Source organism: Pseudomonas pharyngis, from assembly GCF_021602345.1.
Classification (GTDB): Bacteria; Pseudomonadota; Gammaproteobacteria; order Pseudomonadales; family Pseudomonadaceae; genus Aquipseudomonas; species Aquipseudomonas pharyngis.
The window spans coordinates 132,968-145,474 of the sequence record NZ_BQID01000010.1 but is presented as its reverse complement, the minus strand read 5'-3'; the positions used below and the strand labels follow the sequence as shown (position 1 = coordinate 145,474).

Sequence of the window (12,507 nt, the reverse complement as noted above, 5' to 3'; positions counted from 1 at the left end):
GGCTGCATGGCACAGGGATTTACGCCGGCGATTGAAATCTACGGCGCCAACAAGGACCTGCTGAACCAGCGCCTGATCAGTTGGGAACACATCGATGCCGCTGGAATGGAGTCCGATCAACTGACGCTGGTGCTCGACCTGGAAGGCCTTGAAGGCTTGCCGACCCTTGGCGGCACCATCGGCCTGCGGGTGGGCTATCTGGAGACCGGGCTGGTGGAAAAAGGCCAGTTCAAGGTCACTCGACTGACACCGACGCTGTTCCCGCTGCGTCTGACACTGGTCGCAACCGCAGCCCCCTTCAGCGGCAAGGACGAAACCGGATTCAAGGAGCGGCGCACGGCCAGTCATGGCCCTATAACCCTTGGCGGACTGTTTCGCGAGCTGGTCTCGAGACACGGATTCTCGCCACGGGTCGATCCCGAACTGGCGCTGATCAGGATCGCGCATGTCGACCAGTCGAACGAAACTGACATGAGCTTCATCACACGCCTGGCGAAAAAGTACGACGCGGTGGCCAAACCGTTCAACGACCTTTACGTACTGGCAAAACCGGCGCAGCTCAAAAACCTGTCGGGCCAGGTGATACCGGACGTCAGGCTGTCGGTGACCCACAACAACCGGCCGGGCGATCACGCCTTCATCAGCGCCACGCTGGAAGAGACCGCCCGCACCCAGAATCAGGGTTGCAAAACCTCATTCTGGGACGGTGCTCTCGGCAAGCTGCGGGAGGTGATCACCGGTTCCGAACCCTACAAGGTCATCCGCCAGAAACTGGCCAGCGAAGAAGAAGCCAAAGCCATCGGCGAGGCCGAAGTGCGCAAGATGCTGCGCGAGAAATACAAGCTGAAGGTCACCTGCCCGGGCGATCCACTGCTGGCAGCCGAAGGTCTGCTGGTACTCGACGATACCTGGCCGGACTTCATGCGCGGTCGCTGGTCGATTGAAAAGGTCACGGCCAGCGGCAAGCGCGAGGAAAGCTATCGCTGCCTGATCGAAGCGACCGGCCGGGATCCCGAGGCAAAAGCCAAGGACTGATCCCCCGGTCTCACCGCCACACCTCTCTGTGGTCATTCACAAAACCTGGAACGCTCCCCATGAAGATCTCCCCGATCCTCACGCAGCTGCGTGCGCAATGCCCAAGCCTTGCCGGCCATATCGCGACAGGTGTCGACCTGGCGCTATTGCAAGGCGACCCGAATCTGCCGATGCCCTCGGCCCATGTTTCACCGCTGGCCGACGTAGCCAGCGCCAGCACCGCACAGAACTCCTACAGCCAACCGATCCGTGACCGCTTCGAAATCATCCTGGCACTCGATGCCACGGACGCCACAAAAGCGCTGGATCTGTTGCACGACCTGCGCGCCGAACTGTGGCGTGCGCTGGTGGGTTTCAAACCCGATTCCAACTACAGCGCCATCGTTTACGACGGCGGCGAAACGGTCTCGATCAACAGCAGCCGCGCGTTCTACCGGCTGCGCTTTTTTGCCGAGTTCCAGCTGGGCCGCAATCTGCCAAGTCAGCCTGCGGAGAGTTGGCACGAACGCGAACTGGACGGTTTGTCGTCCTTTACCGGGGCCACCGTGCGGGTCGATGCGATCGACCCGGCCGACCCCAACCTGAAACGCCCGGGCCCTGACGGGCGCGTGGAAATGACTTTCTCTGGAGACGTAACCCCATGAGCAACCGCATCACCGTAGTGCCGGCCCCTGGCCGTGCCGTGCCGGACCCGGAAGCCGGCGACCTGCTGCCACTGGAAGGCCGTGAAGTGCTGGACAGCGCCTGGTGGCGCCGGCGTCTGGCCGACGGCGATATCACCCTCAAAACCGCAACAGCCAAACAAAAGGGAGCCAAATAATGGCGATCGGATTCAGCAACATCCCTGCGGACATTCGTGTACCGCTGTTCTATGCCGAAATGGACAACTCGGCCGCCAATAGCGCGTCCTCGTCCATGCGTCGCCTGATCGTGGCGCAGGTCAACGACAACATCGCCCCGAGCGAAGTCGGCAAACTGGTGCTGGTCTCCAGCGTGGCGCTGGCCAAGAGCATTGGCGGCCAGGGCTCGATGCTCGCCTCGATGTACGAGACCTTCCGCAAGGCTGACCCGATCGGTGAGATCTGGTGCCTGCCGCTGCACAACGCCACCGGCGCCATCGCCAAAGGCGTGCTGACTCTGACCGGCACCGCGACTCAGGCGGGCGTGCTCAACCTGTATGTCGGCGGCGTCCGCGTCCAGGCCACCGTGGTCAACGGTGCCACCGCTGCCCAGGCGGCCACCGCCCTGGCACAGAAAATCAATGCCACCGCCGATCTGCCGGTGAGCGCAGCAGCGGCCGAAGGCGTCGTCACTCTGAACGCCAAATGGACCGGCGAGAGCGGCAACGACATCAGCCTGCAATTCAATCGCCTGGGCAAGAGCAACGGCGAAGAAACCCCGGCCGGCCTGACCACCGCGATCACCGCCATGACCGGCGGCGTCGGTGTGCCTGACCAGGTTGAAGCGGTTGCCGCACTGGGTGATGAGCCGTTCGAATTCATCGCACTGCCATGGTCCGACCTGGCCACCCTCAACACCTGGCAAGCGGTGATGGACGACAGCACCGGTCGCTGGTCGTGGGCCAAGCAACTGTTCGGTCACGTCTACAGCGCCAAGCGCGGCACCGTCGGCACGCTGGTGGCAGCCGGTCAGGCTCGCAACGACCAGCACATGACCATTCAGGCGCTGGAGCCGGGCGTTCCGCAACCTGTGTGGGTGCAGGCCGCTGCACTGGCTGCGCGTACTTCGGTGTTCATCTCCGCCGACGCCAGCCGTCCGACCCAGAGCGGCAGCCTGCCGGGTGTCGATCCGGCGCCGGCGAGCGAGCGCTTCACCCTGACCGAGCGTCAGTCGCTGCTCAACTACGGCATCGCCACCGCGTACTACGAAGGCGGCTACGTGCGCATCCAGCGCTCGATCACCACCTACCAGAAGAACGCTTACGGCCAGGCCGACAACTCGTACCTGGACAGCGAAACCATGCACCAGTCGGCGTTCATCGTGCGTCGTCTGCAAAGCGTGATCACCAGCAAGTACGGTCGCCACAAACTGGCTTCCGACGGCACCCGTTTTGGCGCCGGCCAGCCGATCGTCACCCCGGCGACCATTCGCGGTGAGCTGATCGCCCAGTACGCCAAGCTCGAACTCGAAGGCCACGTGGAAAACGCCGAGCTGTTCGCCGAGCACCTGATCGTCGAGCGCGACGTGCAGGACCCGAGCCGCGTGAACGTGCTGTTCCCGCCGGATTACATCAACGGTCTGCGCGTGTTCGCACTGCTCAACCAGTTCCGTCTGCAGTACGACGACGTCGCCTGATCGGCGCGTTTGACACTGTGATTTCAGCCCACCTTGCGTGGGCTTTTTATTTGAAGGGAGTAACACCATGGGTCAACTGATTGCAGGCACCTGCTACGTCAAGGTCGACGGTGCACAACTGACTATCAATGGCGGCTGCGAAGCCCCGCTGATGGCCGTCAAACGCGAAACCGTCGTGCCGGGTTTCTACAAGGAAACCGACGTCGCGCCGTCGTTCAAGGTGACCGCGCTGCACACCGCCGACTTCCCGTTGAAGAAGCTGATCGAAGGCACCGACATCACCGTCACCTGCGAATTCAGCAACGGCAAAGTCTACGTACTGGCCGGTGCCTACCTGGTCGAAGAGCCAGTCTCCAAAGGCGATGATGCCACCATCGAACTGAAATTCGAAGGCATCAAGGGGACCTGGCAATGAGCGGCGCCGTGAAGCTTCAGGTTGCGATCGAAGCTCACGGCGAGCCCCTGACCGAACTCGTCCTGCGCCGCCCGACGGTGCAGGAAGTGCGAGCGATCAAGGCGCTGCCGTACAAGATCGACAAGAGCGAAGAGGTCAGCCTCGACATGGACGTGGCGGCCAAATACATCGCCGTGTGCGCCGGCATTCCGCCGTCGTCGGTCAACCAGCTGGACCTGGCTGACCTCAATGCGCTGAGCTGGGCCGTTGCGAGTTTTTTCATGAGTGCGGCGTCGGAGCCATCACCGACCTGATTTCGGTCGCCTATGACCTGGCCTGGTTCTGGAAGGTTGACCCCGAACAGATGATGGCCAGGCCACTGGATGTGCTTCGCGAATCGCTGGAGCACGCGCAACGGATCAATGCGATGCAGCAGGTGCAGTGATGGCTAATACACAATTGAGCCTGATCCCGCAGAACTTCCCCGTCACGGTCAACATGCTCGTGGTGCTCAAGGGCGCCGAGAAAATGGAGGCCGAGATGAAGGGGCTGCGCGGCAAGGTCGCAGCATTCAAGAAAAGCATGGAAGACAGCGGCCTCGAGCCGCTGGACGTCGCCGGATTCATCTCCGAAGGTGGCTTGCTCAAGCCGTTTCAGGACGGCATCAAGAAAGCCATCGAGGCGCAGGACGCGCTGGCGAAAAAAGCCCTGGCGAACAAACACCTGAAAGTCCCCAAGGTGGTCCACGGCGAAACCTCGGCCAACCTCGAGAAGTTCAACGAGGCGCTGGACAAGATTTCGCTGAATATCGGTCAGGCATTACTGCCGGCTGTCAACGGCATCGTCACGGCGCTGACGCCGGTGATCACCTCGATCGGCCAGTTCGTCGCGAACAACCCTTACCTCGTCGAAGGACTGGCGGCAGCGGCGGTGGCGTTCACGGTGGTGACGGTTGGTGCGATGGGGCTGGTCGCGGTGTTGGGGATCCTGACGTCACCGATCGGCCTGATTGCTGCGGCTATCGCTGCGGCGGTGGCGTTGATCGTGATTGGCGCGCGCCTGATTACCGATAACTGGGCGTCGATCAGCGGATTCTTCAGCAAGACCTGGCAATCGGTCAGCGATGCGACCCATCGCGGTATCGACAAGGTTCAAAAAGGCTGGAACGAGATGGCCACGGGCGCGAAGCTGAAATTCGACTCGATGCAAGCCTCGGCCAAACAGAAGTGGGAAGAAATGAAGGCTGACGCCGTTGCCGGTGCCAGTCGTCTTGCAGAGGGCGCGACCGCGCGCCTGAATGCGTTCGGGGCGATGATGGGCGAGCTGTGGGATTCGGCTGGCGCTGTCGTCAAGGATTACTGGAACGACGCCGTCGCCGGTAGCGTCGCCGGCCTGGAAGCGCTGAAGGCCAATCTGTACACCTCGCCCAAGGCGAAACTGGCCGAGGTCTGGGGTGCGACGGCAACGGTATTCGGTGAGTTCTGGGACAGCGCGGCAGCAAAAGCCGCGACCGGCATGGAAGCGCTAAGGGCCAATCTGTACACCTCGCCGAAGGCGAAACTGGCCGAAGTCTGGGATTCCACGCAAACGGTGTTCAGCGGGTTCTGGAACCGTGCAGCTACCAGCGCGACCACCGGTTGGGCCACGCTCAAGGCAACGTTCGACGGCTCGCTGGCCGACAGATTTTCCGGCGTGTGGGGTTCGGCTCTGGGGATGTTCTCCGGTGTGCTGGACAACATGAGAGCAACGGCTTCAGCCGGTTGGGAACAACTGAAGTCAACGTTCTCCTGGTCGCCGTTCAGCCTGATTCAAAGTAACTGGCAACCGCTGGGCGAGGTGTTTTCTGCGCTCTGGGATGTGCTGCGGGCGAGTGCGCTGACGCTGAAAAGCGAGTTCCAGAACCTGTTCAACTTCTCGCCGATGGAATCGGCGATCGCGCAGTGGGACGGTTTGAAAGGCTACTTTTCCGGTTTGTGGGCATCGTTGACCACAGAGGCACTATCGGTCGCGAACGCCTTCGGCACGCTGTTCAGCCAATCGCCGATGGAGTCGATCAAGCAAGCCTGGGAGCCGGTTCTCGGCTGGTTCAGCGAACTGTGGGCAAAACTGCAAAGTGTCGTCGCACCCATCCGGGAATTGCTCAATGGCAATCTTTCCGGCGTTGTGGCGACGATTACCGGACAGTCCCCGGCGGCTGCTTCCGGCTCGTCGGCAATGACCAGTTCGTTGCCGCAATCCTCAGGCGCCCTGATCCAGCAAAGCGCCGCCAACAACCGCACGCAACTCGAAGGCGGCCTGACAGTACGCTTCGAAAACGCGCCGGCGGGGCTACGCACCGATCAACCGCAAACCAATCAACCGGGGCTGGCGCTCAGTTCGCGCATCGGCTATCGCTCGCTCTCCATGGGAGGTTCCAATGAACTGGCGTGACCGTTTGTTGCCGGCATCCTTTCGCGGTGTCGGTTTCTGGATCGACCAGGCGAAAACCCCGGTCGGTCGCAAGGGGCAGCTGCACGAATATCCGCAACGCGACCTGCCGTTTTTTGAGGACCTCGGCCAGCAGGCCAAGACCCACGATCTGACGGCGTTCATCATCGGTGCCGATTGCCTGGAGCAGCGCGACAAGCTGCTCCAGGCCCTGGAGCAGGGCAGCGGCGAACTGGTGCATCCGTGGCTGGGACGCTTGCAGGTCAAGGTCGGCGAGTGCGACATGACCCACACCCGCCAGGACGGCGGGATGGTGACGTTCAGCCTGAAGTTCTACCCCGACCGGCCGCTGCCGTTTCCGACTGCGACGGTCAGCACGCAAAAAGTCCTGCTGATCAAGGCCGAAGGTTTACTCGGCTCGGCGGTGGCGCGTTTCGAACAGGCGATGACCCTGATCAAGGCCGCGCGTATCGGCATCGCCAATCTGCGCAACAGCCTCACCGGCGTGTACGACGTGATCAAGGAGCAGCTCAAGCCGCTGATCGCGCAGTACAAGCAGATCACCGAGCTGGTCAGGGCCGTGAAGGAGCTGCCCAAGGAAGTGGCGGCGGAGTTCAAGGGGTTGCTCGGCGATATCAAGGAGCTGAAGGCATTCGCGAAGGAGGGCTACCGTGGCGTGATTGCCGACGTGTCCCAACAGATCGAAGCCATCCGCAAGGCCGATGCGCCGAAAATCACCACCGGCAAGGACACCAACGCCGCCGCGCAAGCGATGGCCAACCTGGTGCAGGACACGCTGATCGTCAAAGTGGCGCAGTGGGTGGCCTCGATGCCGGTGGCGTCGACGCCGGTGAAACTGACCTCGACACCCTCGCTGGACCAGCAATCGAAGCAGCCGGTCACGCGTCAGGAAGTGCCGGTCACCGACGATCTGCAAACGCTGCAGAAAGAGTTGAACGAAGCGCTGCAAAAGGCTCAGGACAAGGCCGACCCCGCGCACTACCAGGCCATCGCCGATGTGAAGGAAGCGCTGATCGCGCACCTCAAGGCCGTGGCTTCGTCCGGAGTGCGACTGGTCAGCAAAACCTTTCAGGAAACCTTTCCGGCAGTGGTCGTGGCCTACAAACAGTTTGGCGACGCCACCCGTGTGACCGAGGTCATTCAGCGCAACGGTCTGTCTCATCCGAGCTTCCCACCCAACGAAGTCAAAGTTTCCAGGGAGTGAGCCATGAGCGAGATGGACAACCGCGTCACGCTGACCGTCGACAACATGGAATACGGCGGCTGGAAAAGCGTGCAGATCACCGCGGACCTGGAGCGTCAGTTCCGCACCTTCAAACTCGACATCACCTGGCAATGGCCGGGGCAGACCGTGGATCAGCGGATCAAGGCCGGCGACCCGTGCGAAGTGCGGATCGGCCAGGATCTGGTGCTCACCGGTTATGTGTTCAAGGCCCCGATCAGCTATGACGGGCGGCAGATCAGCCTGAGCATCGAAGGCAGTTCCAAGACCCAGGATCTGGTCGACTGTGCGGCGCGAAACATTCCCGGCCAATGGCAGGAGCAGCCGTTGTTGAACATCGTCCAGGCCCTGGCCGGGGAATACTCGCAGTTTGTGGTCAACGAGATTCCCGAGACCGCACGCCTGAGCAAACACACCATCGTTCCGGGTGAAACCGTGTTTCAGTCGATCGACCGTCTGCTCTCGCTGTACCGGGTGTTTTCCACCGATGACGCCGAGGGCCGGCTGGTGCTGGCCAAACCGGGCAGCGGCGGCCGCGCCAGTGATGCGCTGGAGTTGGGCAAGAACATTCTCTCGGCCAATGCGCCGATGGATCACAGCCAGGTGTTCTCCGAATACAAGGTGATCGGCCAGCAAAAGGGCAACGACAAGAAGAGCGGGGCGGCGGTCAGCGAGGTTGAATCCAGCGCCACCGACCTGAGCTTCAAGCGTCGGCGCACCACGATCATCAACGAAGGTTCGCAACTGACGTTCGAACTGGCCCAGCAGCGGGCCCAGTGGGAAAGCGCCACGCGCATGGGCCGGGCGCTGACCACCACTTATCAGGTGCAGGGCTGGCGCCAGTCCAACGGCGATCTGTGGCGCCACAACACGCTGGTGAAGGTCAAGGATCCAGTACTCGGTTTCGATGGCGACATGCTGATCTCCAAGGTGACGTATTCGCTGTCGGCACAAGGCTCGGTGACCACGCTGCAAGTGGCGCCGCCGCATACCTTCGATCCTGACCCGACGCCCCCGAAAAAAACCTGAGCCTGACGCCGAACCTGACTGGCATCACCTGGCCCTGTGGGAGCGGGCTTGCCCGCGATAGCGGTGGTTACCGCAAACACTACTTTGCCTGACACACCGCCATCGCGGGCAAGCCCGCTCCCACAGGTTTTGTGTTGGCAAAGTCCTGAGGACAATTCATGAGCCTACTGACACGCCTGCTGGCGCGCGGCACTATCGTGCTCGCCAATTCGGCATCCAAGCTGCAATCGCTGCAAATGCGCCTCACCGCCGGTGAAGTGAACGACGACATGGAGCACTTCGAACCCTACGGCTTCACCAGCCATCCGCTGGCCGGTGCCGAAGGCGTCGTCACGTTTCTCGGCGGCGACCGTTCCCACGCCATCGCCCTGGTGGTCGCCGATCGCCGTTACCGCCTGCAATCGCTGGCGGCCGGCGAGGTGGCGATCTACACCGACGAGGGTGACAAAATTCACTTCAAGCGCGGGCGGATCATCGACATCGAAACCGCCACGCTCAACATCCGCGCCAGCACCGCCGTGAACTTCGACACGCCGGTGATCAACCAGACCGGCAAGATCGTCTCCACCGGCGATCAGCTGGCCGGCGGCATCAGCCAGATCAAACACGTGCACGTTGGCGTGCAGGCGGGCAGTGGCCAGACCGGCGCGCCGGCGGGAGGTCAGTGATGCTGTTCAGTCAGAACCTCCACGCCGCGCTGACCCGTGCGGTGCTGATCAGCCTGTTCACCTGGCGTCGTGCCGCCGACGACGATGCCCTCGATGACGAGGAGCGTTTCGGCTGGTGGGGCGACACCTTTCCCACCGTGGCCGACGATCGCATCGGCTCGCGGCTGTGGCTGTTGCGCCGGGTCAAGCTGACCCGCCAGACCCAGATGGACGCCGAGTTCTATGCCCGCGAAGCCTTGCAATGGCTGATCGACGACGGCCATTGCAGCGCCATCGACATCATCAGCGAACGCCTCGACGCCCAGCGCCTGAACCTGCGCACGGTCCTGACTCTGGCCGACGGCGAACGCCTGGACATCAACCCCGATAACAGTTGGCAGGTGATCTATGCCGTTTGAAACCCCTTCGCTGCCGGTGCTGATCAAGCGCACCCAAAGCGACCTGGCCGGCGATTCGCTGCGCCAGTCCGATGCGCAAGTCCTGGCCCGCACACTCGGCGGCGCCGCTTATGGCCTGTACGGCTACCTCGACTGGATTGCCGAGCAGATCCTGCCCGACACCGCCGATGAATCGACCCTGGAACGCATCGCCGCACTGCGCCTGAACCAGCCGCGCAAACCGGCGCAGGTCGCCACCGGCAACGTCAGCTTCAACGCGACGGCGGGCGCGGTGCTGGACGCCGATACGTTGCTGCAGTCGAGTGACGGTCGCACCTTCAAAGTCACCGCCACCCGCACCACCGTCAATGGCGTCAACAGCACCAGCATCGCCGCGCTGGAGGCCGGCAGCCTGGGCAATGCCGAGGCCGGGCTGGCGTTGACGCCGGTGCAGCCGATCACCGGCGTGGTCGGCAACAGTTTTGTGGTGCTGGCGCCGGGACTGAACGGTGGTGTGGCGCGGGAAAGCCTGGAGTCGTTGCGCTCGCGGGTGATCCGTTCTTATCGCGTGATCCCTCACGGCGGTTCGGCCAGCGACTACGAGACCTGGGCGCTGGAAGTGCCGGGTGTGACCCGCGCGTGGTGCCGTGGCGGCTTCCTCGGGCCGGGCACCGTCGGCGTCTACATCATGCGCGACGATGATCCGCAACCGGTGCCGAATGCCGATCAACTGGCCGAAGTGCAGGCCTACATTGAGCCGCTGCGCCCGGTGACCGCCGAAGTGCATGTACGTCCGCCGGTGCAGAAACCGGTGACCTATCAACTGAAGCTGACCCCCGACACCACCGCCGTGCGCGCCGCCGTCGAAACCCAGTTGCGCGACCTGCATAACCGTGAAGCCGACCTGGGCGAAGATCTTTTGATCAGCCACATCCGCGAAGCGATCAGCAGCGCGGCGGGTGAAACCGATCACGTGCTGTCGGCGCCGCTGGCGAACGTAGCCGCGGGTGACAGCGAACTGCTCACCTTCGGGGGTTGCGTATGGCTGCCATAAGAACCGCCGCGCAATACCAGGCGCAACTGCGCGCCTTGCTGCCGAGCGGTCCGGCGTGGGATCCGGAGCGCGTGCCGGAACTCGAGGAAGTGCTGCAAGGCGTCGCCGTCGAACTGGCGCGCCTCGACGCCCGCGCCGCCGACCTGCTCAACGAGATGGACCCGGCCGGCGTCAGCGAACTGGTGCCGGACTGGGAACAGGTGATGAACCTGCCCGACCCGTGCCTCGGCGCCACGCCGCTGTTCGACGACCGTCGCCTCGCCGTGCGCCGCCGCTTGCTGGCGGTCGGCAGCCAGGCCGTCGGCTACTACCTGGAAATCGCCAAAAGCCAGGGTTACCCCAACGCCACCATCACCGAACTCGAAGCCCCGCGCATGGGCCGTTCGCGTTTCGGCGCAGCGCATTGGGGCACCTGGGAAGCGCAGTTCATGTGGACGCTCAACACCGGCGGCCGCTTGCTGCTCGGCCGGCGTTATGGCGCGAGTTACTGGGGCGAACGCTTCGGCGTGAATCCGGGCTCGGCGCTGGAGTGCCTGATTCATCGGGCGGCACCGGCGCACACCAAGGTGCATATCAACTATGACTAGGAAGGAGTGACGGGATGGATTATCCGAAGAGTGTGCCCAGCTCCGGGCTGGTGGATGGACGGTTTGTCGATGAAAACCCGCTGACCGGAACACCGGGCTCGTTGATTCCCGCAACTTGGGGTAATGGTGTAACGGAAGAGCTGCTGAACGTGATCCGTGCGGCGGGGATGGTCCCCTCCGAAAGCGAGTCGGATCAGTTGCTCAAGGCACTGAAGAATGTCTTGTCTCAGGATGCGATGCCGTTCGCCGCATTGGCTTTTCCAACAGTGGCCACTGCCGACGGGCGCATTCCGGTCAGTGCTGCGAGTGCTGCCGCTGGCGGCACCGTGTCAGTGCCGGGCGGTGTGCTGGTCTGCCTCGGCGAAGAAATTGGCGCTGGCATGACGGCCCGCCCGCGTACGTTGCTGACCTCTGCGTGGACCTCCGCCGGACTGGATATCAACAGCACCTATTTTCTACGGATGCAGATCCGCAACGGGGCACTGGTCTGCTACACGCAAAAAGGTCTCGATACCGATGTGATCCCGGCAGGGATGAAGGCGGGAACCGGGAGCAGTGGCGGTGGTTTCGACTCCACCTGCATCGACATGCTGGTGGCCAGAGTGGTGACCGCAGGAGCCGGGACTTTACCCAAGCTCACGCTGTTGGCGAACAAGGCCCGCATGGAAGCGGTCGGTGTCTGGTCCGGTGCCAATGGCAATTACTCGGTCCCGTTGAACTGGGCGCGCAAACCTCGCGCGTACATTGCAGGGATTTATGATTTTGATGACAACGTCAAAACCGACTATGGCGTGATCAGTGAGGAGATCGGGGTCAACTTTGTCGGTACTCAGTTCATGCCAGAGGGTGGTTTTACTGACCGTTATACGGCGCGTGTAGCGATCGCTGCGTGGTCACAGAACCTGAGCACTTCAGGCCGAATCAACGCTCGCGTCAGATGGGAGGTATGAGGATGAAGGCCATTATCGAAAATGGAGTGGTGACGGCGCTGATGACGGGGGACGTCGATTGCGGCATTCCGGTGCCGGTCGGCCTCCCGGTTTCCACCGGATGGCTGTTCGACAACGAGCGCTTCAGTGCGCCGCCGCAAGTCGATGTTTCGCCGGATGCGCAAATCGAGGCAGAGCGTCAATGGCGCATGGCTGAGCTCATGGCCACTGACTGGCTGGTGACCCGTCATCGCGACGAGCTGGACGTCGGGGCGCAACCGTCCCTGAGCAACAAACAGTTCTCGAAATTGCAGGCCTGGCGTCAGGCGCTGCGCAACTGGCCGGCCTCCAGCGACACGCCGGATAACCCGTCGCGCCCCGAACCGCCCAAGTGGCTGGCGCGGTTGCCCCTTCGGGCACAGTGAACAAGCGCTCCACCTCTGGCCCG

General features: G+C 62.7%; 15 protein-coding genes. All 15 read left to right on the top strand.

What is annotated here, in order from left to right; translation table 11 throughout:
- Nucleotides 1-6: 6 nt before the first annotated feature.
- The 15 genes from L6D74_RS21035 to L6D74_RS20965 all read left to right on the top strand — a co-directional run bounded on the left by L6D74_RS21035 (nt 7) and on the right by L6D74_RS20965 (nt 12,484).
- A complete protein-coding gene (locus tag L6D74_RS21035; protein WP_085647814.1) occupies nt 7-1,035 on the top strand; it encodes a phage tail protein in 1,029 nt (342 codons plus the stop codon).
- 59 nt (nt 1,036-1,094) lie between these two features.
- On the top strand, nt 1,095-1,679 hold the full coding sequence (locus tag L6D74_RS21030) for a phage tail terminator protein (RefSeq protein WP_064593834.1): 585 nt from the start codon (nt 1,095-1,097) through the stop codon (nt 1,677-1,679).
- On the top strand, nt 1,676-1,855 hold the full coding sequence (locus tag L6D74_RS21025) for a DUF2635 domain-containing protein (RefSeq protein WP_039771254.1): 180 nt from the start codon (nt 1,676-1,678) through the stop codon (nt 1,853-1,855). The genes L6D74_RS21030 and L6D74_RS21025 overlap by 4 nt, the downstream gene beginning before the upstream one ends.
- Nucleotides 1,855-3,351 (top strand): phage tail sheath subtilisin-like domain-containing protein, encoded by a 1,497-nt coding sequence (locus tag L6D74_RS21020; protein WP_085683329.1) that lies wholly within the window; start codon nt 1,855-1,857, stop codon nt 3,349-3,351. The genes L6D74_RS21025 and L6D74_RS21020 overlap by 1 nt, the downstream gene beginning before the upstream one ends.
- Nucleotides 3,352-3,418: 67 nt before the next feature.
- The gene (locus tag L6D74_RS21015; protein ID WP_085697365.1) at nt 3,419-3,766 is read left to right on the top strand and encodes a phage tail tube protein; all 348 of its coding nucleotides are present in this window, start codon (nt 3,419-3,421) and stop codon (nt 3,764-3,766) included.
- Nucleotides 3,763-4,059 carry a phage tail assembly protein gene (locus L6D74_RS21010; RefSeq protein WP_003222226.1) on the top strand — a complete coding sequence of 99 codons (297 nt, stop codon included), beginning with the start codon at nt 3,763-3,765 and terminating at the stop codon, nt 4,057-4,059. Before L6D74_RS21015 ends, L6D74_RS21010 begins: the two co-directional genes overlap by 4 nt.
- Before the next feature lie 130 nt (nt 4,060-4,189).
- Nucleotides 4,190-6,175: a phage tail tape measure protein gene (locus L6D74_RS21005; protein WP_236190244.1), complete on the top strand. Its 1,986-nt coding sequence runs from the start codon at nt 4,190-4,192 to the stop codon at nt 6,173-6,175.
- The gene (locus L6D74_RS21000) at nt 6,162-7,397 is read left to right on the top strand and encodes a DNA circularization protein (RefSeq protein WP_039771262.1); all 1,236 of its coding nucleotides are present in this window, start codon (nt 6,162-6,164) and stop codon (nt 7,395-7,397) included. The genes L6D74_RS21005 and L6D74_RS21000 overlap by 14 nt, the downstream gene beginning before the upstream one ends.
- Nucleotides 7,398-7,400: 3 nt before the next feature.
- Nucleotides 7,401-8,444, top strand: coding sequence for a phage baseplate assembly protein (locus L6D74_RS20995; RefSeq protein ID WP_236190243.1), 1,044 nt, complete (start codon nt 7,401-7,403; stop codon nt 8,442-8,444).
- Between the two features lie 158 nt (nt 8,445-8,602).
- The gene (locus L6D74_RS20990; RefSeq protein WP_236190242.1) at nt 8,603-9,112 is read left to right on the top strand and encodes a phage baseplate assembly protein V; all 510 of its coding nucleotides are present in this window, start codon (nt 8,603-8,605) and stop codon (nt 9,110-9,112) included.
- Nucleotides 9,112-9,510: a phage GP46 family protein gene (locus L6D74_RS20985; protein WP_007954906.1), complete on the top strand. Its 399-nt coding sequence runs from the start codon at nt 9,112-9,114 to the stop codon at nt 9,508-9,510. The genes L6D74_RS20990 and L6D74_RS20985 overlap by 1 nt, the downstream gene beginning before the upstream one ends.
- Nucleotides 9,500-10,543, top strand: a complete 1,044-nt coding sequence (locus L6D74_RS20980) for a baseplate J/gp47 family protein (RefSeq protein ID WP_236190241.1) — start codon at nt 9,500-9,502, stop codon at nt 10,541-10,543. The genes L6D74_RS20985 and L6D74_RS20980 overlap by 11 nt, the downstream gene beginning before the upstream one ends.
- Nucleotides 10,531-11,130 carry a YmfQ family protein gene (locus tag L6D74_RS20975; protein WP_011332730.1) on the top strand — a complete coding sequence of 200 codons (600 nt, stop codon included), beginning with the start codon at nt 10,531-10,533 and terminating at the stop codon, nt 11,128-11,130. The genes L6D74_RS20980 and L6D74_RS20975 overlap by 13 nt, the downstream gene beginning before the upstream one ends.
- A gap of 14 nt (nt 11,131-11,144) precedes the next feature.
- Nucleotides 11,145-12,080 (top strand): P1/P2 acidic ribosomal protein, encoded by a 936-nt coding sequence (locus tag L6D74_RS20970; RefSeq protein ID WP_064593845.1) that lies wholly within the window; start codon nt 11,145-11,147, stop codon nt 12,078-12,080.
- 2 nt (nt 12,081-12,082) lie between these two features.
- Nucleotides 12,083-12,484 carry a hypothetical protein gene (locus L6D74_RS20965; protein WP_064593847.1) on the top strand — a complete coding sequence of 134 codons (402 nt, stop codon included), beginning with the start codon at nt 12,083-12,085 and terminating at the stop codon, nt 12,482-12,484.
- Nucleotides 12,485-12,507: the final 23 nt, after the last annotated feature.

What these genes read in the sequence shown, in the direction of transcription:
- L6D74_RS21000 (WP_039771262.1), top strand. Translation starts at nt 6,162, where the DNA reads ATGAACTGGCGTGACCGTTTGTTGCCGGCATCCTTTCGCGGTGTCGGT.
- L6D74_RS20995 (WP_236190243.1), top strand. Translation starts at nt 7,401, where the DNA reads ATGAGCGAGATGGACAACCGCGTCACGCTGACCGTCGACAACATGGAA.
- L6D74_RS20990 (WP_236190242.1), top strand. Translation starts at nt 8,603, where the DNA reads ATGAGCCTACTGACACGCCTGCTGGCGCGCGGCACTATCGTGCTCGCC.
- L6D74_RS21030 (WP_064593834.1), top strand. Translation starts at nt 1,095, where the DNA reads ATGAAGATCTCCCCGATCCTCACGCAGCTGCGTGCGCAATGCCCAAGC.
- L6D74_RS20965 (WP_064593847.1), top strand. Translation starts at nt 12,083, where the DNA reads ATGAAGGCCATTATCGAAAATGGAGTGGTGACGGCGCTGATGACGGGG.
- L6D74_RS21010 (WP_003222226.1), top strand. Translation starts at nt 3,763, where the DNA reads ATGAGCGGCGCCGTGAAGCTTCAGGTTGCGATCGAAGCTCACGGCGAG.
- L6D74_RS21035 (WP_085647814.1), top strand. Translation starts at nt 7, where the DNA reads ATGGCACAGGGATTTACGCCGGCGATTGAAATCTACGGCGCCAACAAG.
- L6D74_RS21015 (WP_085697365.1), top strand. Translation starts at nt 3,419, where the DNA reads ATGGGTCAACTGATTGCAGGCACCTGCTACGTCAAGGTCGACGGTGCA.
- L6D74_RS20970 (WP_064593845.1), top strand. Translation starts at nt 11,145, where the DNA reads ATGGATTATCCGAAGAGTGTGCCCAGCTCCGGGCTGGTGGATGGACGG.
- L6D74_RS20985 (WP_007954906.1), top strand. Translation starts at nt 9,112, where the DNA reads ATGCTGTTCAGTCAGAACCTCCACGCCGCGCTGACCCGTGCGGTGCTG.
- L6D74_RS21005 (WP_236190244.1), top strand. Translation starts at nt 4,190, where the DNA reads ATGGCTAATACACAATTGAGCCTGATCCCGCAGAACTTCCCCGTCACG.
- L6D74_RS21020 (WP_085683329.1), top strand. Translation starts at nt 1,855, where the DNA reads ATGGCGATCGGATTCAGCAACATCCCTGCGGACATTCGTGTACCGCTG.
- L6D74_RS21025 (WP_039771254.1), top strand. Translation starts at nt 1,676, where the DNA reads ATGAGCAACCGCATCACCGTAGTGCCGGCCCCTGGCCGTGCCGTGCCG.
- L6D74_RS20975 (WP_011332730.1), top strand. Translation starts at nt 10,531, where the DNA reads ATGGCTGCCATAAGAACCGCCGCGCAATACCAGGCGCAACTGCGCGCC.
- L6D74_RS20980 (WP_236190241.1), top strand. Translation starts at nt 9,500, where the DNA reads ATGCCGTTTGAAACCCCTTCGCTGCCGGTGCTGATCAAGCGCACCCAA.